Source organism: Streptomyces mauvecolor (genome assembly GCF_039532965.1).
Classification (GTDB): Bacteria; Actinomycetota; Actinomycetes; order Streptomycetales; family Streptomycetaceae; genus Streptomyces; species Streptomyces violascens.
Map to the genome: position 1 here is coordinate 174,491 of NZ_BAAASQ010000010.1, position 22,518 is coordinate 197,008.

Genomic DNA, 22,518 nt, shown 5'->3' on the forward strand with positions numbered 1-22,518 from the left:
CGAACTCCCTTGTAGACATGGAGAGTTGCCATGAGAATCCGTACCGCGCCGGCCGGTGTCGCGGCGGCGTCGGGAGCGCTGCTCCTTGCCGCCTGCGGCCCGTCCGCCCCCGCCGCGAAACCGGCGGTACCCAGCGCCTCCTCCACCCACCCGGTCTTCTCCAAGCCCCTGGACGCCCGCCCGTACGCGGCCCTCGGCCAGACCAAGGCGGCGAAGAACGCGATGTTCACGCAGACCGTCACCTTCTCGGCGAAGGGCGCCGACGCGGTCCTGAAAACCACCGGCAAGCTGGACTTCGCGGACGGCCGCGCCGACGGCTCGCTGGGCTGGACCGTGGGGGAGGGGTTCCCGGAGGGGGCGGCGAAGGCGCTGGGCAATGTCGACCTGCATCGCCGCAAGACCGACCGGGCGGCCCGGCTGGTCATTGACCGCCAGAACGTCAACTACCGCTCGGCGACGGCTGACTACTGGCTCCGCTACACCGGAACCACTCCTCTGACCGGCGACCCGTACGGATACGCGGCGCTTGCCGCCAACGCCTGGCGCGGCAACCAGGCACCGTTCAACGGCTCGCTGCTGGAAATCCTCGCGGCCACCGGCGAGGCCAAGGAGGAGGCACTGCCGGACGGTGGCCGCCGCTACCGGACCGAGCTGGTCGGACAGTCCGTCAGAGACTTCCTGAAGAGCATCGTTCCGGCCGGGGGACTCGCCGATGCCGTCAATGCGGTCCGCTACCCCCTCACCATGACCGTGGACCGGGACGGCCGGGTCACCTCCGCCGAGACCGATGTGTCGGCAGCCGTCGCCAAGGGTGAGCAGAGCGAGATCGCCGGGGTGCAGGGCCTGCGCATCAAGCTGACGCTCGACGGCTACGGCACCTCGGCGCCCGGCGCCGTACCGGCCGCGGACAAGGTCCTCCCGGCGGCCGATGCCATCGTCCAGCTCCGGGGGACCAAGGCCGGGGCGTGCGTCGACTTCGGTACGGGGCTGACCGACAGGAGCCTCGTGGTCAAGGCCGACTGCGGGGACGCGCACGACGGACGCATCCTCGCCCGCCCCGGGCTCCAGGACGACGGCTACCCCGGCAGCGCGGCGCTGAAGAGGCGGGCGGACGCGGAGTGCACGACGGCCTTCCGTAACGCGCCTTCCGCGTGGGCCGGCGAGAACGTCGATGAGGGGGCGTTCTGGTACACCTGGCCCAGCGAGGACAACTGGAAGCGGGATACGCAGCACGCCGCTACCTGCTACGTCCTGTCCCGCTGACCGAGCCAAGGCCGACCCCACGAAGGCCGGTCGAACGGAGGGCCCCGCCGGCCGGCACGTACAGCCGATGTGTACGTGGTGGCCGGCGGGGCCCCGGGCCGTCAGCACCGACGTCAGGGCAGCGTCGGTGCCGCGGGGGGCGGCGCCGGGGGGTGCGCCGCTGGTCTGTGGGTGCCGGGGTGGCCGACCCGGCGCGTGCGGGGCGCGCGAGGGGGGGGGCCACCGGGGGCAACGGGGGTGCGGGGTACGGGACTTGTTTTCGCGTCGTGCTGGACGGCTGCGCCCGGCACGACCGATCCGGCCGGATGCGGCCGGCCCCGGGCGTCCCCGGAACCGGCCGCCCCTATGGGGTGACCGGGCTGCTGTCCCCTGCCGTCCGGTCACGCACACCGGGGCGAGGTCCCACGACGCACTTGCAAGTGCGTCACACGCCCCAGCGGAGCCACGCGTGGTTTCTTCGGGCCCGCCCCTGGCTGGCACGGACACCCCACCAACGAAGCCGGGCCGGGGGCGGTCACGGCGCCGTACGGGTGAGGAGCGCCCGAACTCAGATACGGCCTCAGATGCGGCCCCGGCACAGCTCCAGCATCGTCATCGCGAGCGCGGTACCGGGCTTGCCCAGGGCATCGCGGAAGCGGGCCAGGACCTCCATCTCGCGGTTCAGGCTGACCCGGCGGCCGCCGGAGGCGATGCGGGACTCCTGGATGACGGCCGAAACGGCCATGCGCTCCTGGACGAGGCCGATGATGTGGTCGTCCAGCGCGTCGATGCGCTCGCGCGCGCCGGTGATCACGGCCGCGGCCTCGTCGGTGCGGGCGCCGGTCTTCTCGGTGACGGACATGTTCACGGGGGCTCCTCGGAATTCGGTGCGGCGCCCCGGGTCGGCAAGGACCGGAAACAACAGAGCGCCCCGGGCCTTGTCGGCCCGGGGCGCTCTGTGGAAGTTCGCTTGTCAGTCGCTCAAGCAGCAGAACCGACGTACCCACAGCGCCCGGCGGGCCGGGTGCCATAGGTAAAGACGAAGGTCTGGTGCTTGCGCATGGGCACAGTATGGACCGACGCCCGGGAGGCGGGCCAATCCGGGTTCGGATGGTGAGACGAACCGGCCACCGCCCGCCCCGGTAGAATCGACAAATACCGACCCCCTCCCACCGCCGGAAGGCCGCCACCCGTGCCAGCAGCACCCTCCGCAGCCGCGCCCGACAGCAACCCGGACGTCGTCCTGGTTGTCGACTTCGGCGCGCAGTACGCCCAGCTCATCGCCCGCCGCGTCCGCGAGGCCCGGGTCTACAGCGAGATCGTCCCGAGCAGCATGCCCGTGGCCGAGATGCTGGCCAAGAACCCGAAGGCGATCATCCTCTCCGGCGGCCCGTCCTCCGTGTACGCCGAGGGGGCCCCGCGCCTGGACCGCGAGATCTTCGAGGCCGGGGTGCCGGTCTTCGGCATGTGCTACGGCTTCCAGCTGATGGCGACCACGCTGGGCGGCACGGTCGACGACAACGGGGCCCGTGAGTACGGCCGCACCCCGCTGACCGTCTCCAAGATCGGCTCCACCCTCTTCGAGGGCACCCCGGCCGAGCAGTCGGTGTGGATGTCGCACGGCGACGCCTGCTCGGCCGCCCCCGAGGGCTTCACGGTGACGGCCTCCACGGACGTCGTCCCGGTGGCCGCCTTCGAGAACGACGAGAAGAAGCTGTACGGCGTCCAGTACCACCCCGAGGTGCTGCACTCCACGCACGGCCAGCAGATCCTGGAGCACTTCCTCTACCGCGGCGCGGGCATCGAGCCGACCTGGACGACGCACAACGTCGTCGAGGAGCAGGTCGCCCTCATCCGCGAGCAGGTCGGCACCAAGCGCGCGATCTGCGGCCTGTCCGGCGGCGTGGACTCCGCGGTCGCCGCGGCCCTCGTCCAGAAGGCCATCGGCTCCCAGCTGACCTGCGTGTACGTCGACCACGGCCTGATGCGCAAGGGTGAGACCGAGCAGGTCGAGAAGGACTTCGTGGCCGCCACCGGCGTCCAGCTGAAGGTCGTCGACGCGCAGGAGCGGTTCCTCACCGCGCTCGCCGGGGTCTCCGACCCGGAGACCAAGCGGAAGATCATCGGCCGCGAGTTCATCCGCGTCTTCGAGCAGGCGCAGCTGGAGATCCTCCAGGAGGACGGCCCCGAGGTCGCCTTCCTCGTCCAGGGCACGCTGTACCCGGACGTCGTGGAGTCCGGCGGCGGTACCGGCACCGCGAACATCAAGTCGCACCACAACGTGGGCGGCCTGCCCGACGACATCGAGTTCGAGCTCGTCGAGCCGCTGCGCAAGCTGTTCAAGGACGAGGTCCGCATGGTCGGCCAGGAGCTCGGCCTGCCGGACGAGATCGTCCAGCGCCAGCCGTTCCCCGGTCCCGGCCTCGGCATCCGCATCGTCGGCGAGGTCACCAAGGACCGCCTCGACCTGCTGCGCGAGGCCGACGCGATCGCCCGCGAGGAGCTGACCGCGGCCGGCCTCGACCGCGAAATCTGGCAGTGTCCGGTCGTGCTGCTCGCGGACGTGCGCTCGGTGGGCGTCCAGGGCGACGGCCGCACCTACGGCCACCCGATCGTGCTGCGCCCGGTCTCCTCCGAGGACGCCATGACGGCGGACTGGACGCGGATGCCGTACGACGTGCTCGCGAAGATCTCCACCCGCATCACCAACGAGGTCGCCGACGTCAACCGCGTCGTCCTCGACGTGACGAGCAAGCCGCCGGGCACCATCGAGTGGGAGTAGTCCCCACGGCTGTACGGACGGCGTCGCCCCTCGCGGGGGCGGCGCCGTCGTTGTTGAGGCCGGGGCCGCACGACTCTGTTCACCTGCGGTAACGCGAGGTAGCTTCCGGCCATGACTGAGATGCCCCAGCCGATACCGCAGCCGATACCGGTGGACCAGCTGCGGTTCGATCTGCCGCCCGTGCACGACAGCCCCGCCGATGAGCGGCAGCACCGCAAGGAGCGGCTCGCGGGGGCCCTGAGACTCTTCGCCCGGTTCGGGTACGAGGAAGGCGTGTCGGGCCATGTCACCGCGCGGGACCCGGAGCTGGCGGACTGCTACTGGGTGAACCCGTTCGGGGTGCCGTTCGCGCATGTCACGGCGGGCGAGCTGGTCCTGGTCAACGGAGACGGGCAGGTCGTGCAGGGCGGCCACCACGTCAATCAGGCCGCGTTCACCGTGCACGCCGAGGTGCACCGGGCCCGCCCCGACGCGGTCGCCGTCGTCCATACGCACTCGACGTACGGGCGGGCCCTCGCGGCCCTGGGCGAGTTCGTCGAGCCGTACACACAGGAGGCCTGCGCGTTCTTCGAGGACCACGCCGTGTACGACGCCTACACCGGGGTGGTCGTGGATGCCGAGGAGGGCCGGCGGATCGCGGCGGCGCTCGCCTCGTACAAGGCGGTCGTGCTGCGCAACCACGGGCTGCTCACGGTCGGGGACTCGGTGGACGCGGCGGCCTGGTGGTTCATCTCGATGGAGCGCTGCGCGCGGGTGCAGCTCGCGGCGCGGGCGGCCGGCAAGCCCGTACTCATCGACCGGCGGGACGCGGTGGCGACCCGGGACCAGCTCGGCAGTGATCTCGTGGCGTGGATCAACTACCAGCCGCTGTGGCGGCAGATCAGCCGGGACGAGCCCGAACTCCTGTCGTAGTACGTCAATTTGATCGTGCGTCAATCACCCGCCCGGCCAGGCGGTGCCGACCGCCGGGCGGTTCTGGTGCGCGACAATTCGCTTACGGTTCAAGGGGTTTGGCGCACGGACGGAGTTCCCGGTGGCAGTGCAGGAGGCTCGGCAATGCGGGGGTGACTGTGCGCACGGCGCGCGGGACGGGCACCGGCGTGCGGTGGCGGCGTTCCTCGCCAAGCGGGACGGGCTCGCCGCGGGCGAAGGGCTGCCCGCGGCGCTCGCCCATTCCGTCGGGGCGTCCCGCCAGTGGGTCTCGGACGAGCTCACCCAGTCCGCGCGGCTCGTCGCCGAGTGCGGCCGGGAGGCGGGCCGGACCTGGCCGGAACGGGTGTGGCGCGGCACGCTGGCGACGGTGTGGGGCGGCGTGTTCGCCCTCTCCCTCGCCGAGACCGCCACAGCCGTCGGTGCGGGCTGGACGGCGGCCCGCACCGCCGGGCTCCTCTCCGCGCTGGTCGCGGCGGTCCTGCTGACGGCGGTGGCGTACCTCCACCGCGCGCGCGGCGGTCTCCTCGCGCCCGTGCTCGGCGAGGACAACCGGCTCTCCACCTCGCGGACGGTCGCGGCGGCGTGGGTCCTTTTCGCGGCCTCCGCGGTCCTGCTCCTCGCGCTGCGCCTGGCCGCGGCTTCCGGCCCGGCCGGGCGCGAGAAGGTCTTACACGGTCTCGAACTGTCCCGCTGCGCAGGCCTGTTGACGGTCGTGTTCCTTGTGTCGCTGATCGCGGTGGTGGTCCGCCGGGTCGTGACGGTGCGCATCCACGGGCAGCGGCTGCAGAAGGTACGCGCCGACCGGCCGCGCGGGTCCGATCTCCTCGCCGACGACGCGGGACGGGGCAGTTTCGCGGACGCGCAGTACGTGGCGGTGACGCTGGTCGCGGTGTTGTTCGCGGCGGTACGTCTGGCCCGCCGCCCGGATCAACTCCCCGACCTGCCTTGGGGGTTGGCGGTCCTGGTGCTGATCTCCGCGATGACGTACTTCGCCGGGAAATACGCGGAAGGGGGCCGTCCGGTGGTCCTTTCCGTCGTACGGGCCCGGGAGGCGGGGGACCTGGACGCGCCGATCCGTACCGGGGACGACATCGAGATCCGCGGGGCGGGGTTCGTCCCGCCGGGCGCGGGCACGCCGGACCGGCTGGCCCGCATGGTGGTCCGCATCGGGCCGGTCCATGTGCACGTCCCCCTGATCCCCGTCCCGGGCGGCTTCGCGAATCCGACGGACGGGGTGCTGACCGTGCCGGTGCCGGTGGACGTGGAGGCGGGGCGGGTGGAGGTCCGGGTGGTGACGGCGGCGGGGGTGGAGTCGAACGGGGTGCTTGTGGAGGTGGCCGAGTAGGAGGCCCGCCGCGCGACCTCAGGGGTGGGGCGGCGACTCGGCAGGGTGCGCCGGCGCTCCGCCCCCGATGGCCCCTCCCCGCCCCTTCCCGCGTGGCCTCCGGGGTGGGAATGAGACACCCGTTCCCCTCGTCCGTATCGTCTGGTGACAGCCGAATGGGATGGAGGCGGGATCAGCCATGGCACAGGGACATGCGACCAGGGTGGGGGCCGGGGCGGACCGGGTCCGGGGCCTGCAGGCCAGGGCCCGCACGTACGCACTGCTGCCGCTGAGGGTCTTCCTCGGCGTGACCTTCATCTACGCAGGCCTCGACAAGCTCACGGACAGCGCGTTCTTCCACGCGACCGGCACCGGCTCCATCGGCGAGCTGATGCGTGGCGTGCGGGACAGCTCGGCCATCCCCGCCCTCGTGGACCTCGCTCTGAAGAGCCCCGTGGGGTTCGGGTACGCCATCGCGTTCGGCGAGCTGGCCGTCGGCATCGGCATGCTGATCGGCCTGTTCGGGCGGCTCGCCGCACTGGGCGGAGCGCTCATCTCGCTCTCCCTGTGGCTCACGGTGAGCTGGCAGACCAACCCGTACTACTACGGCAACGACCTGGCCTACTTGATGGCCTGGCTGCCGCTCGTACTGGCCGGGACACCGTTGCTCTCCGCCGACGCGCTCCTCGCCAACCGGCGCCGCTTGCGCACCCCGTAGTCGATCCAGCTCACGAGCGAGGCGATCCCGAGCCCCCCGCAGACCAGCGGGATCGCCACCGGTGAGGGGGTGTTCCACTGCCCGGCCGCGTCCCCCGCGAACAGGACGGCGGTCGCGGCGAGCGCGAGCCCGGCGACGAGCCGGCCCGGGCGGAATTCATGACGCAGCACGGTCCACCTCCGCCTGGCCGACGCCGACCTTGAGATGGAGTTCGAGCGTCCCGGCCGGTTTGGCCCCGGCGGGCGGAGCCAGTGTCGCGGTCCGCTTCTCACCCGGCTCGATGTGGATGTCGTCCGGCTTCTCGCCGGGCAGTTGGACGTCGCCGAGCCCCATGTCGAAGCTCACCTTCACGGTCACGTCCTTCGGTACGACGACCTTCGCCCTGCCCGCGCCGACCTCCGCGCCGGTCGTCACGGTCTGCCCGGGCGGCACGGCGATCCGGCTCAGGTCGAGGGTGCCGACGCCGGTGCCGAGGTGATAGCCCGGCCGTACGTCGCCGATCGCGGCGGGCGTCCAGTCGGTGCGGGCCCAGTGCGAGTCGATCGACTTGGGCAGCGCCGCGGACGCGGCGAGCAGCGCCGCCGTGAGCACCGCGAGGAACACCGTGCCGAACCCCGTACGGCCCAGGAACGAGCTCAGCATCAGGCCGAGCGCGAACACCCCGAGCGCCGCCGCGAAGCCGATCTGCAGGCCGGTCCCGAGCGGCTGGTGGTCCCGGGCGCCGCCGAACCCGGCCCCGAAGGCCAGCAGCGCGGTGAGGAAGATCAGCCCGCCGATGGGACGCGGGCCCCGGCTCGCCCGTACCGCCGCCTTCGCGGCCTTGCGGGTGGCCTTGGAGACCGGTGGCGCGTCCGCGTCCGCAGGGCCCCACAGATAGTCGCCCGGGACCGGCCCGGTGGTGCCGTCCTTGACGATCGGGTCCCGCCACCAGGACGGCGGGGACGGCGCGGGCGGCGCCTTCGTCTCGGGCGGGGCGTCCGCCACGGCCTGGGCCGCGACCGGGTCGAGCGAGGTGTCCGCAGGAGTGGCGGAGCGGCGCTGCGACCAGACGGCCGCGCCCGCGAGGAGCAGCGCGAGCAGCACGGCGAACGTCATCACCGAGCCGTTCCTCAGCATGGTGAGGAAGATCCCGCAGCCCGCCAGGGCCATGAGCACGGCGACCAGTGCCGCGCCCTCGACGCGGCCCGTGAGCAGGCGGCGGGCCTCGTTCTCGTCCTCGCCCTCCATGGGCACGATGAGCCAGGCGAACCCGTAGAAGACCAGGCCGAGCCCGCCGGTCACGGACAGCACGCCGAGCGCGATCCGGAAGATCACCGGGTCGATGTCGCAGTACCGGCCGAGGCCGCCGCAGACTCCGCCGATGACCTTGTTGCGGCTGCTGCGGCGCAGCTGCGGGGCCTCGGGGCCCGGATCGGGCGGCGCGAGGGGCGTCTCGGTCGGCGTGCTCATACGTACATGGTGACGGGCCCGCGCGCCCCACGGCACCCGCCCCGACCCTGGCCTCACCCTGATTTCGTCCCCGAAGGGACGAGGAGCAGCACCCCCGAGGGCGCGAGGACCGGCACCCCTCGCGCGGGGGAGGTGGCCTCCCCCGCGCGAGGGGGCTGTCCTCAGGGAAGCCTGGGGGCCAACCCTGATGCCCGCGGGCCGGTGGCCGTGTGACGATCGGGGCATGCCAGTCGCCACCCCCCGCCTGTCGCCGCCCGAGGCCGACGAAGCGCCGGTCCGCAAGCTGTACCGCTCCGCCGAGGGGCGGATGCTCGGCGGCGTCGCGCGCGGGCTCGCCGGGCACCTCGGGCTCCCGGTGGTGTGGGTGCGGGTGGCGTTCCTGGGGCTGCTGTCGATCAACGGCCTCGGCGCGCTGCTCTACGCGGTGTTCTGGTTCGTGGTGCCGCTGGGCCTCGGCGGTACGACGGCCGGGCCGCGCTCCGCGTTCGAGGTCAGCCCGGACGGCCGGCGCAGGCTGCGCAAGCCCGACAAGGGCCAGGTCGTCGCGCTGATCGCGCTGGTCTTCGGCGCCGCGATCTTCGCGTCCAAGGTGGACGTGGGCGGCTGGGCCAACCCGTACATCTTCCCCAGCATCCTCATCGGCGTCGGCGTCATCCTGGTGTGGCGCCAGGCCGACAACACGCGCCGGGCCCGCTGGACCGAGGGCGCCCGCCGCAGCCGGTGGCTCCCGGTGGCCCGGGGGCTTGCCGGGGTCGCCCTGGTCGGCACCGGCCTCACCGGCTTCGTCGTCGTCAACGGATCGGCCGCGCAGCTGGGCAACGTACTGACCGCGGCGATAGCGGTGCTCGCCGGCATCGCCCTACTAGCCGGGCCCTACCTGGTGCGCATGACGCAGGACCTGTCCGAGGAGCGCCTGATGCGCATCCGGGCCCAGGAGCGTGCCGAGGTGGCCGCCCACGTGCACGACTCGGTGCTGCACACCCTGACCCTGATCCAGCGCAACGCGGAGAACGTCGGCGAGGTGCGGCGCCTGGCCCGCGCGCAGGAACGCGAGCTGCGCGCCTGGCTGTACAAGCCGGAGGGCACCGGCAAGGAGGAGGAGCCCGCGACGCTCGCCGAGGCCGTCAAGAAGGCGGCGGCCGAGGTCGAGGACAAGCACGGCGTCCCCCTGGAGGTCGTCGTCGTGGGCGACTGCCCGCTGGACGACGGCCTGACCGCACAGATGCAGGCCGCGCGCGAGGCGATGGTGAACGCGGCCAAGTACGGTGGCGAGGGCGGCGCCGTCCAGGTGTACGCGGAGGTCGAGGGCCGCACGGTCTTCGTCTCCGTGCGGGACCGGGGCCCCGGATTCGATCCCGACGCGGTGCCCGCCGACCGGATGGGCGTACGAGAATCAATCATCGGCCGGATGCAGCGCAACGGCGGTACGGCCAGGCTGCGTTCGGTGCCCGGCGGGGGCACGGAGGTCGAGCTGGAGATGGAGAGGGCAGAGGGATGACCGAGGAAACGACAGGCCGCCACGTCAGGGTGGTCCTCGTCGACGACCACCGGATGTTCCGCACCGGAGTCCAGGCGGAGATCGGCCAGACCGAGAGCACGGGCGTCGAGGTGGTCGGCGAGGCCGCCGACGTCGACCAGGCGATCACGGTGATCACCGCGACCCGCCCCGAAGTGGTGCTGCTCGACGTGCACCTGCCCGGCGGCGGCGGCGTCGAGGTGCTGCGCCGCTCGGCGGCCATGATGGCGGCCGCCGAGAACCCGGTCCGCTTCCTCGCGCTGTCCGTCTCGGACGCGGCGGAGGACGTGATCGGCGTGATCCGCGGGGGTGCCCGCGGCTACGTCACCAAGACCATCACCGGCACCGACCTGGTCGACTCGATCTTCCGGGTGCAGGACGGCGACGCGGTGTTCTCGCCGCGCCTGGCGGGCTTCGTCCTGGACGCGTTCGCCTCCACGGACGCGCCGCCGGTCGACGAGGACATGGACCGGCTCACCCAGCGGGAGCGCGAGGTGCTGCGCCTGATCGCCCGGGGCTACGCCTACAAGGAGATCGCCAAGCAGCTGTTCATCTCCGTCAAGACGGTCGAGTCGCACGTCTCGGCGGTACTGCGCAAGCTCCAGCTGTCCAACCGCCACGAGCTGACCCGCTGGGCCACGGCACGCCGGCTGGTCTGAGCCCCCGTCACCGGCGCCGTACAGGGGTGACCGGCGATTTCACCTTCGTAAAACCATGGCAAAACCGGCAACCCGGGCGCGCTCATGTCACTCTTGCCGGACGTGATGAGCCTGACCGGGACCCCCTTCTTCGTCACCGCGATCGTGGTGGCCGCGCTCGCCGTTCTGGTGCCGCTGGTTGTCTGGCACAAGGTCGGCGGGCCGGTCGTGGTGCGCGGGGCCGTGCGGCTCGTCATGGTGCTCGTCGCCCAGGCCTCGGCGGTCGTCGTGGTGTTCGTCGCCGTCAACAACGCGAACGGCCTCTACGACACCTGGGGGGACCTTCTCGGCACCGACAGCCACGTCGGCGCGGCCCCCGATCTCGGCGTCGACGGCACCGGCGGGCGCAGCATCGCCCAGGAGCCGCGCGTCAAGCAGCACTTCACCCCGGCCGACGATGCGAATCTGGGCACCGGCGTCCAGGTCACGCATCTGACCGGCCGGGTCTCGGGGGCGGACGGCGAGGTGTATGTGTGGCTGCCGCCGCAGTACGACGACCCGGCGTACAAGGCCAAGGACTTCCCCGTGGTCGAGATGCTGCCCGGCTACCCCGGCTCGGCCAAGGACTGGTTCACCAACCTCGACGTCACCGGGCAGCTGCGGCCGCTGATGGCCGACGGCGAGGTCAAGCCGTTCATCCTGGTCGCGCCGCGCACCTCGCTGCTCGCCGGGCAGGACACCGGCTGCGCCAACGTGCCGGGCGTCGTGAACGCGGACACCTGGCTGAGCGTGGACGTCCGCAAGATGGTCACCGACAACTTCCGGGCCGAGACGGGCGCGGACGGCTGGGCCGTCGCCGGGATATCGGCGGGCGCCCACTGCTCGGCGAAGCTCGCGATCGAGCACCCCGACCGCTACCGCGCGGGCATCTCGCTGTCCGGCTACAACGACCCGGCGGCCGAGTCCGACTCGATCACGGCGGGCAACCCGGCGCTGCGGCGCGCGACCGACCCGCTGTGGATGCTGACCCACGCCAAGCACCCGCCGAAGACCTCGCTCTTCCTCACCGGCCAGCCCCACGACGGCTACGAGGACGGGCTCGCGCTGCGCGCGGCCGCGAAGGCGCCCACCAAGGTGTGGGTGCAGAAGACCGGTGGGGGCCATCTGAACGTGGTGTGGAAGCCGCTCCTGCCGGAGGTGTTCCGCTGGCTGTCCGGCCAGGTCAGCGGCGTACAGAACGCGAAGAGCGCGCAGGACGCCAAGGGTGGCCTGCGGACCCATGGCGGGCGTCGTGACGCGGCGGTCGTGCAGGCCACGGGCGCCGGTGGCGTACGGGGCGAGAATTGACGGGCACAGGGCGTCACCCTTTGGTAAAACGCTGGTAAATCGGGCAACTGGTGTTCGCGGCCGCCCCTCTAGGGGGGCGTGATGAGCCTGACCGGAACCCCCTTCCTCGTGATCGCGATCCTCGCGGCGGTGGCAGCCCTGCTGCTGCCGCTCGTCCTGTGGACCAGAATCGGCGGGCCGGCCTTCGTACGCTGGATCTCGCGGCTCCTCATGCTGGGCTTCGCCCAGGTCACCGCGATCCTGGTGGTCTTCCTCTTCGTCAACAACGCCAACGGCCTGTACGACACCTGGGACGACCTGCTCGGCGGCGGCAACCATGTGAACGCCGCCCCCGACCTCGGCCCCGACGGCACCGGCGGCAGGAACGCGGCCGACGAGCCCAAGGTGAAGCAGAAGTTCGAGCCGTACACGAACAAGGTCGGCAAGGGCGTCGTGAAGACCACGCTCAAGGGGCAGGTCTCCGGGGTCGAGGGCGATGTGGCGGTGTGGCTGCCGCCGCAGTACAACGACCCGGCGTACAAGGACAAGACCTTCCCCGTCGTCGAGCTGCTGCCCGGCTATCCGGGGTCGATAGGCGCCTGGTTCGGCACGCTCAAGACGCAGGAGCAGCTCACGCCGATGATGGAGAAGGGCGAGGTCGCGCCGTTCATCCTGGTCTCGCCGCGCACCACGCTCCTGGACGGCAAGGACACCGGCTGCGCGAACGTGCCCGGGGTCGTCAACGCCGACACCTGGATCAGCGTGGACGTCCGCAAGATGGTCACTGACAACTTCCGCGCCGACACCCGCGCCGAGGGCTGGGCCGTCGCCGGGTACTCGGCGGGCGCCCACTGCGCCGCCAAGCTCGCCATCGAGCACCCCGACCGCTACCGGGCCGGCGTCGACCTGTCCGGCTACAACGACCCGGCCGCCGAGAAGGACTCCATCACGGCGAAGGACCCCAAGCTGCGCGAGGAGACCAACCCGCTGTGGATCCTCAAGCACGCCAAGACCCCGCCGCGGATCTCGCTGTTCGTCTCCGGTGAGCAGACCGACGGCTACAACGACGGGCTCGCCCTGAAGAAGGCCGCCAAGGCGCCCACCGCGGTGACCGTGGTCAAGCTCAACGGTGGCGGCCACGCCAGCGCGGTGTGGAAGACCCAGGTCCCCGACGTCTTCCGCTGGCTGACCAAGGAGATGGGAGCGGGCGCCAAGGTGCAACCGGGGCAAGGGGTCTGACGTACCGTCAGGGGCTGGGTCACGCGGGCCGGGCGGCGCCCGCGAACGGCATCTCGTCGATCGGCGCGATCCGCACCGGAGCCCCCGGGTGCGGCGCGTGGATCATCTGCCCGCCGCCGATGTAGATCCCCACGTGGCTGATCCCGGAGTAGAAGAACACCAGGTCGCCCGGCGCCAGTTGGGAACGCGGCACCCGGCTGCCCGCGTTGATCTGGGTGTACGTGGTGCGCGGCAGCTGCACCCCGGCCGAGCGCCAGGCGGCCTGCGTCAGGCCCGAGCAGTCGAAGGACGAGGGGCCCGTCGCGCCCCACACGTACGGCTTGCCGAGCGCGCTGTAGGCGAAGGAGACGGCGGCCGCGGCGCGCTCGGTGGGAGCCGCGATCGGCGCGCGCGGGGCGTCGGCCGAGCGGCTGGCCCGGGTGTCGGCCGGGGCCGCGGAGGGCTCCTCGTAGGCGGCCCGCTCCGGGGCGGTGAGCTGGGCGAGCAGCGCCTCGGCGGAGGTGATCTTCGACTGGATGTCGCTCTTCTGCTTCCGCAGCGTGGACTGCTGGGCGCGCAGCTCCGTGAGCTTCCCGTCGGCGGTCGTGCGCAGCCGGTCGAGCTCGCCGAGCTGCTTCTGCACCCCGGACACCGCGACCGCCGTCCGGTCCCCGGCGCGCTCGGCCATCGCGGCGTCGTCCAGGTACTGCTTCGGGTCGGAGGAGAGGATCAGCTGGAGCTCGGGGGCGACCGTGCCGCTGCGGTACTGCGCGGCCGCCAGCGAACCCAGCGCGTTGCGCGCGGTGTTGAGCTGCTGGGTCTTGCGGGCGGCCTCGTCGCGCAGCTCGTTCAGCGAACGCTCGGTCGCGTCCGCCTTCTCCTTCGTGCCGTCGTACGCCTCCGTCGCGACCTCCGCGTCCTGGTACAGCTGGTCGACCTTGGCCTTGACCTGCGCCGGAGTGAGCTTCGGGTCGGCGTGCCCGGAGCCCTCGAAGAGGGTGGCGGTGGCCGCCGACGCCAGGGCGAGCGTCGCGGCGGTGCGGGCGGCGGGGCCGGTGAGCGGATGCTGCTTGGGCTTTCGGTGCGCAGCCACGAGGGCCTTCACGTCCTTCCGTACGGCAGTGCTTCCGCGCTGCGGCTCCGGGGAGGGGAGCCGTTCCGACGACGGACCGCACAGGGGGAACGGCCCGCCGCCGGATCTTTCGGCGGTGGTGACCGACAGCCGCCCGGTGGAGCGGCGGCGGTGGGGAGTCGGCCACCTGGTGGAGGACGCTAAACCTGGGCGACACGGCCGAGCGACGCAATGACAGCAAGTGCCTCTTTCCGGCGTTCGCGTGACCGGCATCGACCGAAGCCGGGGCGTTGGTCCACAGGGTGCGCGCCTGCTGTGACCGAAGTGCCGGTCGGGCCCCACCCGCTGCACGGCGCCTGCTACGAGGGAATTAGGCTCCGGCCCATGGACGTACTCATCAAGGTCGTCGTCGGCCTGCACATCATCGGCATAGCTTCGCTGCTCGGCGGATTCCTGACGCAGATGAAGGCGATGAGCGCGGGCACCGCCCGCTTCGTCCCGGCGATGCTGCACGGCGCGCTGACCATGCTGGTCACCGGGGTCGCCCTGGTCGGCCTGAACCAGGCCGACGGCAGCACCCTGAACACCGTCAAGCTCGGCGTGAAGCTCGCGTTCCTGATCGTGATCCTGGGCCTGGTCTATGTGAAGCGGGACGAGGAGAAGGTCGAGAAGGCCGCGTTCGGCGTGGTCGGCGGCCTCACCGTCGCGAACATCTTCATCGCGCTGCTCTGGACCTGAGGCCCGGCCGCCCGCGTCACACGGGCCGCACGCTGCCGTAGATCGGCATGTAGTAGATCGACTCCTCGCGTACGTAAGCCCCTGAGTGCGGCGCGTGGATCATCATGCCGTTGCCTATGTACATGCCGACATGGCTGATGTCGTCGTAGAAGAAGACCAGGTCACCGGGTTGCAGATCTGCCGTCGCGACCCGGGTGCCCATTTTCACCTGGTCCCAGGTGGTGCGCGGCAGGTCCACTCCGGCCGCCTTCCACGCGGCCTGGGTGAGCCCCGAGCAGTCGTACGAGGCCGGGCCGGTCGCGCCCCACACATACGGCTTGCCCATCTGGGCGCGGGCGAAGGCGAGCGCCTTGGCCGCCTTGGTCGTGCCGGGCGCGGAAGGCGTCGAGGGCGCCGAGGGCGAGGAAGGCGCGTGGCCGGCGGGCGGGGCGGCCTTCTTCTTAGCGGCGGCCGCCGCCTGCTGCGCGGCCAGCTCGGCGGCCCTGCGCTTGGCGTCGTCCTGCTTCTTCTTCTCGACCGCGGCGAGCCGCGCCTTCTCCTGTGCGGTCAGCGTCGACAGCAGCGTGCGGGCGGCCGCCAGCTTGGTCTGCACGTCCTGCTTGCCGGCCCGCAGAACCTGCTGCGAGGTGGTCAGCGCGGCCAGGCTCCGGCTCGCCTCGGCCCGCTTCTTGGCGTTCGCCGCGCGTTCCGTCTCAAACGTGCTCAGTGTCTTCTGCTGCTCGTCGGAGAGCCGGCCCATCAGCTGGTTCTGGTCGAAGAAGGCCTGCGGGTCGTCCGAGAACAGCAGCGTCATGGTCGGGGTGACCCCGCCGTCGCGGTACTGCGCCGCGGCATAGCTGCCGATCACCCGCCGGGTGTCGTTCAGCTTCGCCGTGCCGGCCGCCACCTGGTCGAGCAGCGCGTCGGCCCTGGCGCGCTGGGTGGCCGTCGCCTCCTTGGCCGCGTCGTACTTCTGGGTGGCGAGATCCGCCTGTCTGTACAGGTCGTCGACCTTCTTCTGCACCTCTTCGATGCTCGGCTTCGGCCCGGTGGGTACGGCGGGCGCCGCGTCGGCGCTCTGCGCGAGCAGGCTCACCGAGGCGAGCGCGGCCGTCGTCACGCCCAGGGCGGGCGCGGTAGTGCCTATTCGAGTGCGCGGCTTGCGGTGTGAGGGCAAGGCCGACACCTCCTTCCGGATCGTTCCGGACGGGGGCGTTCCCCGGCTTGCTGCGGCACGCTAGCCAACTCCCGTGGCCCCTGGGAAGGTTGATGTCCGACAGGCCCGATACATTCCCGTGACCTTTACGGTGCGTAGTCGTGAATCGTCTCTCCGAAGGCGGCGGCGGAGTGTCAGAGGGGCGGCCTAGACTCGGGAGACGATGAGCAGCCTCTTTGACGACAGCTTCCTGGCGGACCTCCAGCCCTCCGAGGAGGAGCACCCGCCGCCGCCCCCCGATGCAGGCATCGGCTCCACCGGAGCGGCTGGCGCCGCGCTGCCTGATGAGCACGCACCCGAAGCGGTGCCGGACGACCTGTTCGGGGGCCAGTTCGACGCGCCCGCGGACCGTGACGCGTACTACCGCGGCGGCGCCCCGCGCCCGGCGATCGACGCGGCGGCCCTTCTGGAAGGCCTGAACGAACAGCAGCGCGCCGCCGTGGTGCACGCGGGCTCGCCGCTGCTCATCGTGGCCGGCGCCGGCTCCGGCAAGACCCGCGTGCTCACCCACCGCATCGCCCACCTCCTGGCGACCCGGGGGGTGCACCCCGGCCAGATCCTCGCGATCACCTTCACCAACAAGGCCGCGGGCGAGATGAAGGAGCGCGTGGAGCAGCTGGTCGGCCCGCGCGCCAACGCGATGTGGGTCATGACGTTCCACAGCGCCTGTGTGCGGATCCTGCGCCGCGAGTCGAAGAGGCTCGGCTTCACCTCATCGTTCTCGATCTACGACGCCGCCGATTCCAAGCGCCTGATGGCCCTGGTCTGCCGCGACCTCGACCTGGATCCCAAGCGCTTCCCGCCGAAGTCGTTCAGCGCCAAGGTGTCCAACCTGAAGAACGAGCTGATCGACGAGGAGACCTTCGCGGGCCAGGCTGCGGACGGCTTCGAGAAGACGCTCGCCCAGGCCTACGCGATGTACCAGGCGAGGCTGCGCGAGGCCAACGCGCTGGACTTCGACGACATCATCATGACGACGGTCCACCTCCTCCAGGCCTTCCCGGACGTGGCCGAGCACTACCGGCTGCGCTTCAGGCACGTCCTGGTCGACGAGTACCAGGACACCAACCACGCCCAGTACACGCTGGTACGGGAGCTGGTGGGTCCCTCCGGCGAGGCGCAGGCCCCCGCCGAGCTGTGCGTGGTCGGTGACGCCGACCAGTCGATCTACGCCTTCCGCGGTGCGACGATCCGCAACATCCTTCAGTTCGAGGAGGACTACCCGAGCGCGACGACGATCCTCCTGGAGCAGAACTACCGCTCCACGCAGACGATCCTGTCCGCCGCCAACGCGGTGATCGAGCGCAACGAGAGCCGCCGCCCGAAGAACCTGTGGACGGACGCGGGACCGGGCGCGCAGATCACCGGCTACGTCGCCGACACCGAGCACGACGAGGCGCAGTTCGTCGCCGACGAGATCGACCGGCTCACCGACAAGGGCGAGGCCAAGGCGGGCGACGTCGCGGTCTTCTACCGCACCAACGCACAGTCCCGTGTCTTCGAAGAGATCTTCATCCGGGTCGGCCTGCCCTACAAGGTCGTCGGCGGCGTCCGCTTCTACGAGCGCAAGGAGGTCAGGGACGTCCTGGCCTACCTGCGCGTCCTGTCGAACGCCGAGGACACCGTCCCGCTGCGGCGCATCCTCAACGTGCCCAAGCGCGGCATCGGCGAGCGCGCCGAAGCGATGATCGACGCCCTGTCGCTGCGCGAGAAGATCACCTTCCCGCAGGCGCTGCGCCGCGTCGACGAGGCGTACGGCATGGCCGCCCGCTCGGCCAACGCGGTCAAGCGCTTCAACGCGCTGATGGAGGAGCTCCGTACGATCGTGGACTCCGGCGCCGGACCCGCCGTCGTCCTCGAGGCCGTCCTCGAACGGACCGGCTACCTCGCCGAGTTGCAGGCCTCGACCGACCCGCAGGACGAGACCCGCATCGAGAACCTCCAGGAACTCGCCGCCGTGGCCCTGGAGTTCGAGCAGGAGCGCGGGGAGGACGAGGGCGCGGGCACGCTCGCCGAGTTCCTGGAGAAGGTCGCCCTGGTCGCCGACTCCGACCAGATCCCCGACGAGGACGAGGACGGTTCGGGAGTCATCACGCTGATGACGCTCCACACCGCCAAGGGCCTCGAATTCCCCGTCGTGTTCCTCACCGGCATGGAGGACGGCGTCTTCCCGCACATGCGGGCGCTCGGCCAGGTCAAGGAGCTGGAGGAGGAGCGCCGCCTCGCCTACGTCGGCATCACGCGCGCCCGGGAGCGGCTGTACCTGACCCGCTCCTCGATGCGCAGCGCCTGGGGCCAGCCCTCGTACAACCCGGCCTCGCGCTTCCTGGAGGAGATCCCGGTCCAGCACCTGGAGTGGAAGCGCACCGGTCCGATGGCGGCCCCGGCGGGCCCCGTGTCGGGCAAGTCGCTCGGCGGCGGGATCGGCAACTCGCTGTCCTCGTCGCGCTCCAAGGCGGGCCCCTCGGGCTTCGCGACGCGGCGCGGCAACGACAAGCCGGTGATCGCCCTGTCGGTCGGCGACCGCGTCACGCACGACCAGTTCGGCCTGGGCACCGTGATGTCGGTGACGGGTTCGGGCTCGGACGCCCAGGCCACGATCGACTTCGGCGACGAACGCCCGAAGAAGCTGCTGCTGCGGTACGCGCCGGTGGAAAAGCTCTGACCGGGCTTCTGATTACGTCGGGTCCAGGCCGTGGCTGCGCAGCCACGGCAGGGGGTCTATCGACGAGCCGCCGCCCGGTCGCACCTCGAAGTGGAGGTGCGGCCCGGTGGAGTTGCCGGAGTTCCCCGAGTACGCGATGACGTCACCGGCCTTCACCGGACCCGAACGGATCTTGGTGCTGGACAGGTGGCAGTACCAGGTCTCGGTGCCGTCGGCGCCGGTCACTATGGCCATGTTTCCGTACGCACTGTTCCACTGCGTGCGGACCGTGCCGTCGATCGCCGACATCACCGGCGTGCCGTACGAGACCGGGAAGTCGATGCCGGTGTGCACCGACATCCAGTTGACGCCGGCCTGCCCGTAGTACGCGCTGAGGCCCTTCTGCGTCACCGGCAGGACGAACTTGGGGCGCGCGGCTTCCTTCGCGGCGGCCGCGTCCTCCTTTTTCTTCTTCTCCGCGTCCTGGCGGGCCTTGAGGTCGATACGTTCCTGCGTCCGGCTGGCCCGGTCGGCGAAGCTGTTCGCGTCGGCGCTGAGGTTGGCGAGCTGGGTGTCCAGCTTGGTGTTGGCGGCGACCGGCTTGACCGACGCGGGGTCGGCCGCGGCCGTCACGGTGGCGCCGTCGTCCTTGCCGCCGCCGAGCCCGCCGACGGAGGCGACCGCGACACCCGCGACCCCCATCACGCACACAGACGGAACCGCGACGGTCAGCAGCGCCGATCGCTTGGCGGGGCTGCGCCGCCGACGGCCTGCACTGCGGCGGGCCTCGGCGCGCGAACCGGGGACGGCCGGGCCGGGCAGATCCGTGTTCAGGTCGTTCAGCGGTCCGGTGGGCTCCGGCTCGGGGGCGGGCTCGTCGGTGAACGCCTCGGTGTACTCGTCCGGGAACGCGTCCGCGAGCTCCACCTGGGAGAACTCGGCTGTCTCGTAGGAGAGTTGGGGCTCGTGCTGGGCGGGCATCGTCGTCGTGGCCGCCGTCGCCATCGCGTTCCATGCGGTCGCGTCGTACGTGCCGGTCTCGGACTGCGTGCCGGGCACGGCCCACTGCCCCGTCGTGTCGTACGCCGAGGTGAACGCGGTGTTGTCGTACTGACCGGTGTCCTGCGCCTGGTTCCACGCGTTGGCGTCCCACTGGCCCGTCGTGTCGAAGGCGCCCGTATGGAACGTTTCGGTGCCGGAGCTCTGGGTGGGGAAGACCGGGGTGGTGAACGTGCCGGTGTCGAACTGTCCGGTGCCGAAGGCGCTGGTCTGGAAGGTGCCGGTGTCGAACGCGCCGGTGTTGAAGGTTCCGGTCTCGAACGTGCTGGTGCTGAACGTTCCGGTGTCGTTGAACGTGCTGGTCGCGCCGTCCGGCTCGTACGCCGTGGCCTGGGCCGGAACCGTCCACTGGCCGGTGGTGTCGTACGGGGAGGCGAAGGCGCCGGTGTCGAACTGGCCCGTCTGGCCCGACGCGTAGCCGTTCTGGTCGGCGTAGCCGCCCTGCATCGCGCCGAAGAGCGGATCGATGCCGTAGCTTCCGGTGCTCGTGGTGTGGGCGCCGTTGCCGTCATGGCCACTGCTGCCGCTGAGGTAGCCGTCGTGTCCGACGTACCCGGCGTGGGCGTGCTGGTCAGTCACCAACTTCTCTCTCGCCTCGGCAACAGAACCTGCGGCCGGGTCCCGAAGGGGCGGGGGTCCCGGGGACAGCAGTGGCGTGACTGTACCCGGCGGTATGCGAGACCGACAATCTTCGGCAGGTTTCTTGGTTACGGGAAACGGGCAATCAGCCGCCTTTCGGTGGACTGTGGGCAGAGGTTTGGCCCTGTGTTCGGAGTTCGTTCGACGGATGGTGGGGTGCGGATACGTTGCTGCGGGGGTGGGGCGGGGGTGGAGTGGGGACGGGCGGGGGGTGTTCGGGGATATGTGGAGGCTGAATCAGGCCACGGGGGAGGGGCCCCGGGGGCAGCGCGGGCGGCCGGTGGGAGGGGTGCCTTTCCAGGGCAGCGCGGGCGGCCGGTGGGAGCCCTTCTCCGGCGGTGCGGGCGGCCGGTGGCCTTCTTGGGCGGTGCCGCTCCGGCTCGGGGGCGTTCCGCTCAGGCCACCGAGAACGCGTCCTCGGCGGCGGCTTCCGGTTCCCCGGCGGTCAGCGCCTGCCGCACCCCTGCGGCGACGGCCGGATGAACCGGCATCGCCAGATGACCGATCCCCGTCACCCTGACGTTCTGCGCGATCAGATCCGGGTGCTCGATGCGGGCCGTCTCCACCGGAATCATCAGCGTGTCCAGGTCGCTCCAGAAACTCACGAACCGGGTCCGGATTCCGGGAGCCGGCCTGCGCAGTTCCTCCACGAGCTCCGAGCCGGGGCACATCTGCCGCACGATCGGGTGCGCATGCGCGAGCTGTGCCGAGCGCGTGCCGGAATGCGGGGTGCCCAGCGTCACGAGCGTACGCACCCGGAGGTCGCCGCCGAGGCGCTGCACGTAATACCGGGCTATCAGGCCGCCCAGGCTGTGCCCCACAATGTCCACCTCGCGGTGGCCGGTGCGGGCGCAGATCTCTTCCACATGGCGGCCGAGCAGCTCGGCGGCAACCCTGATGTCGCCGGTCAGCGGCGAGTAGTTGAGGGATTCGAGATGCCGCCAGCCGTGCCGGGCCAGCGAGCGGCGCAGCAGCACGAACACGGACCGGTTGTCGATGAAGCCGTGCAGCAGGACCACGGGCGGGTGCGAGCGGCCGGCCGTCGGCAGCTGCGGCGCGGCGGCCGGATCCGGCGCGGGATGCCGCTCGGGGGTCAGGCCCGAGGGGTACAGGAGGAGGTGCCCGGCCAGCACGGCCAGATCCAGCGCGGTGGCCCTGATCAGTGCCGCCGACAGCCACGCCCGGCGCACACACAGCGGCAGTAACGAAAAGAACTGCACGGCGGCGACCTCCCGAATGGCACACAGGAGGCCGCTCCGTCCCCCGTATGCCCTCATGGGGCTCCGCCTGTGAAGGCCCCCGCCTGAGCCGGCCCCGAAATTACGAGGGGCCGGACCACCGTGCTGCGCGGCTGACAGCACGGTGGTGCGGCGCCTTCGTAGCGGCTCCCCTTGCGACCGCGCCCACCCCGTCACGACCGCCGTCCGGCCGGTGCCGGTGGGCCGACTGATGCGGGTACGGTGCAAAACGAACGTGTCCCACGTGTGATTTCCCCCTCCCTCTCCACCGTGAAACGGCGGGTTGCGGGATGCTGTGGATAACGTTCGTTCACTTCCCCGGCCCTTCGGCGCGGGGGTGCGCAGGTGGGACATGTGGAGGCAGTGATGGGTGTAACCGGTCCGATCCGCGTGGTGGTGGCCAAGCCGGGGCTCGACGGTCACGATCGCGGGGCCAAGGTCATCGCGCGGGCGCTGCGTGACGCCGGCATGGAGGTCATCTACACCGGGCTGCACCAGACGCCCGAGCAGATCGTCGACACCGCGATCCAGGAGGACGCCGACGCGATCGGCCTCTCGATCCTCTCCGGTGCGCACAACACGCTGTTCGCGAAGGTGCTGGAGCTCCTGAAGGAGCGCGACGCGGAGGACATCAAGGTCTTCGGCGGCGGCATCATCCCCGAGGCCGACATCCCGCCGCTGAAGGAACTCGGCGTGGCCGAGATCTTCACGCCGGGGGCGACCACGGCGTCGATCGTCACCTGGGTCAACGCGAACGTCCGCCAGCCGGCGGGAGCGTAACGGCTGG

At 71.3% G+C, this 22,518-nt stretch carries 19 protein-coding genes; 12 read left to right on the forward strand and 7 right to left on the reverse strand.

Annotated features, from left to right (window positions below):
• Positions 1 to 30 precede the first annotated feature (30 nt).
• A complete protein-coding gene (locus tag ABD346_RS15745; protein ID WP_344375346.1) occupies positions 31 to 1,263 on the forward strand; it encodes a hypothetical protein in 1,233 nt (410 codons plus the stop codon).
• Between the two features lie 559 nt (positions 1,264 to 1,822).
• Here ABD346_RS15745 and ABD346_RS15750 read toward each other — a convergent pair.
• Positions 1,823 to 2,104 carry a chorismate mutase gene (locus ABD346_RS15750; protein ID WP_344375438.1) on the reverse strand — a complete coding sequence of 94 codons (282 nt, stop codon included), beginning with the start codon at positions 2,102 to 2,104 and terminating at the stop codon, positions 1,823 to 1,825.
• Positions 2,105 to 2,434: 330 nt separating this feature from the next.
• Here ABD346_RS15750 and guaA point away from each other — a divergent pair, with 330 nt between their 5' ends.
• From guaA to ABD346_RS15770, 4 genes are all read left to right on the forward strand, one after another.
• Positions 2,435 to 4,024, forward strand: a complete 1,590-nt coding sequence (gene guaA / locus ABD346_RS15755; protein ID WP_344375347.1) for a glutamine-hydrolyzing GMP synthase — start codon at positions 2,435 to 2,437, stop codon at positions 4,022 to 4,024.
• A 111-nt stretch (positions 4,025 to 4,135) separates the two neighbouring features.
• Entirely contained in the window at positions 4,136 to 4,936 is an 801-nt protein-coding gene (locus ABD346_RS15760; RefSeq protein ID WP_344375348.1) for a class II aldolase/adducin family protein, read from the forward strand.
• Between the two features lie 121 nt (positions 4,937 to 5,057).
• Positions 5,058 to 6,302, forward strand: coding sequence for a hypothetical protein (locus ABD346_RS15765; RefSeq protein WP_344375349.1), 1,245 nt, complete (start codon positions 5,058 to 5,060; stop codon positions 6,300 to 6,302).
• 178 nt (positions 6,303 to 6,480) lie between these two features.
• Positions 6,481 to 6,999 carry a DoxX family protein gene (locus ABD346_RS15770; RefSeq protein WP_344375350.1) on the forward strand — a complete coding sequence of 173 codons (519 nt, stop codon included), beginning with the start codon at positions 6,481 to 6,483 and terminating at the stop codon, positions 6,997 to 6,999.
• Here the strand turns inward: ABD346_RS15770 and ABD346_RS15775 are convergent.
• Both ABD346_RS15775 and ABD346_RS15780 read right to left on the reverse strand, forming a co-directional pair.
• Positions 6,903 to 7,169, reverse strand: coding sequence for a hypothetical protein (locus ABD346_RS15775; RefSeq protein WP_189963012.1), 267 nt, complete (start codon positions 7,167 to 7,169; stop codon positions 6,903 to 6,905). The genes ABD346_RS15770 and ABD346_RS15775 overlap by 97 nt on opposite strands.
• On the reverse strand, positions 7,156 to 8,448 hold the full coding sequence (locus tag ABD346_RS15780) for a PspC domain-containing protein (protein WP_344375351.1): 1,293 nt from the start codon (positions 8,446 to 8,448) through the stop codon (positions 7,156 to 7,158). Before ABD346_RS15780 ends, ABD346_RS15775 begins: the two co-directional genes overlap by 14 nt.
• A 223-nt stretch (positions 8,449 to 8,671) precedes the next feature.
• Between ABD346_RS15780 and ABD346_RS15785 the strand changes: the two genes are divergently transcribed.
• The 4 genes from ABD346_RS15785 to ABD346_RS15800 all read left to right on the forward strand — a co-directional run bounded on the left by ABD346_RS15785 (position 8,672) and on the right by ABD346_RS15800 (position 13,167).
• Positions 8,672 to 9,946: a PspC domain-containing protein gene (locus ABD346_RS15785; RefSeq protein WP_344375352.1), complete on the forward strand. Its 1,275-nt coding sequence runs from the start codon at positions 8,672 to 8,674 to the stop codon at positions 9,944 to 9,946.
• Complete coding sequence (locus tag ABD346_RS15790; RefSeq protein WP_053728328.1) at positions 9,943 to 10,623, forward strand: LuxR C-terminal-related transcriptional regulator; 681 nt, start codon at positions 9,943 to 9,945, stop codon at positions 10,621 to 10,623. Before ABD346_RS15785 ends, ABD346_RS15790 begins: the two co-directional genes overlap by 4 nt.
• A 105-nt stretch (positions 10,624 to 10,728) precedes the next feature.
• Positions 10,729 to 11,949, forward strand: coding sequence for an alpha/beta hydrolase (locus ABD346_RS15795; protein ID WP_381225944.1), 1,221 nt, complete (start codon positions 10,729 to 10,731; stop codon positions 11,947 to 11,949).
• Between the two features lie 81 nt (positions 11,950 to 12,030).
• Positions 12,031 to 13,167 (forward strand): alpha/beta hydrolase, encoded by a 1,137-nt coding sequence (locus tag ABD346_RS15800; RefSeq protein WP_344375356.1) that lies wholly within the window; start codon positions 12,031 to 12,033, stop codon positions 13,165 to 13,167.
• A gap of 19 nt (positions 13,168 to 13,186) precedes the next feature.
• Here ABD346_RS15800 and ABD346_RS15805 read toward each other — a convergent pair whose 3' ends face one another.
• Positions 13,187 to 14,239 carry a C40 family peptidase gene (locus ABD346_RS15805; RefSeq protein WP_344375357.1) on the reverse strand — a complete coding sequence of 351 codons (1,053 nt, stop codon included), beginning with the start codon at positions 14,237 to 14,239 and terminating at the stop codon, positions 13,187 to 13,189.
• Between the two features lie 363 nt (positions 14,240 to 14,602).
• On the opposite strand from ABD346_RS15805, the gene ABD346_RS15810 reads away from it, so the two are divergent.
• On the forward strand, positions 14,603 to 14,956 hold the full coding sequence (locus tag ABD346_RS15810; protein ID WP_344375358.1) for a hypothetical protein: 354 nt from the start codon (positions 14,603 to 14,605) through the stop codon (positions 14,954 to 14,956).
• A 16-nt stretch (positions 14,957 to 14,972) separates the two neighbouring features.
• Here ABD346_RS15810 and ABD346_RS15815 read toward each other — a convergent pair whose 3' ends face one another.
• Complete coding sequence (locus ABD346_RS15815) at positions 14,973 to 16,112, reverse strand: C40 family peptidase (RefSeq protein ID WP_344375359.1); 1,140 nt, start codon at positions 16,110 to 16,112, stop codon at positions 14,973 to 14,975.
• 202 nt (positions 16,113 to 16,314) lie between these two features.
• On the opposite strand from ABD346_RS15815, the gene pcrA reads away from it, so the two are divergent.
• Positions 16,315 to 18,816, forward strand: coding sequence for a DNA helicase PcrA (gene pcrA / locus ABD346_RS15820; protein WP_344375360.1), 2,502 nt, complete (start codon positions 16,315 to 16,317; stop codon positions 18,814 to 18,816).
• 12 nt (positions 18,817 to 18,828) lie between these two features.
• On the opposite strand, the gene ABD346_RS15825 is transcribed toward pcrA, so the two are convergent.
• Both ABD346_RS15825 and ABD346_RS15830 read right to left on the reverse strand, forming a co-directional pair.
• The gene (locus ABD346_RS15825; protein WP_344375361.1) at positions 18,829 to 20,433 is read right to left on the reverse strand and encodes a M23 family metallopeptidase; all 1,605 of its coding nucleotides are present in this window, start codon (positions 20,431 to 20,433) and stop codon (positions 18,829 to 18,831) included.
• A gap of 455 nt (positions 20,434 to 20,888) precedes the next feature.
• Positions 20,889 to 21,713 carry an alpha/beta hydrolase gene (locus ABD346_RS15830; RefSeq protein ID WP_344375362.1) on the reverse strand — a complete coding sequence of 275 codons (825 nt, stop codon included), beginning with the start codon at positions 21,711 to 21,713 and terminating at the stop codon, positions 20,889 to 20,891.
• A 384-nt stretch (positions 21,714 to 22,097) separates the two neighbouring features.
• On the opposite strand from ABD346_RS15830, the gene icmB reads away from it, so the two are divergent.
• A complete protein-coding gene (gene icmB, locus ABD346_RS15835; RefSeq protein ID WP_189762011.1) occupies positions 22,098 to 22,511 on the forward strand; it encodes a coenzyme B12-dependent isobutyryl CoA mutase small subunit in 414 nt (137 codons plus the stop codon).
• Positions 22,512 to 22,518: the final 7 nt, after the last annotated feature.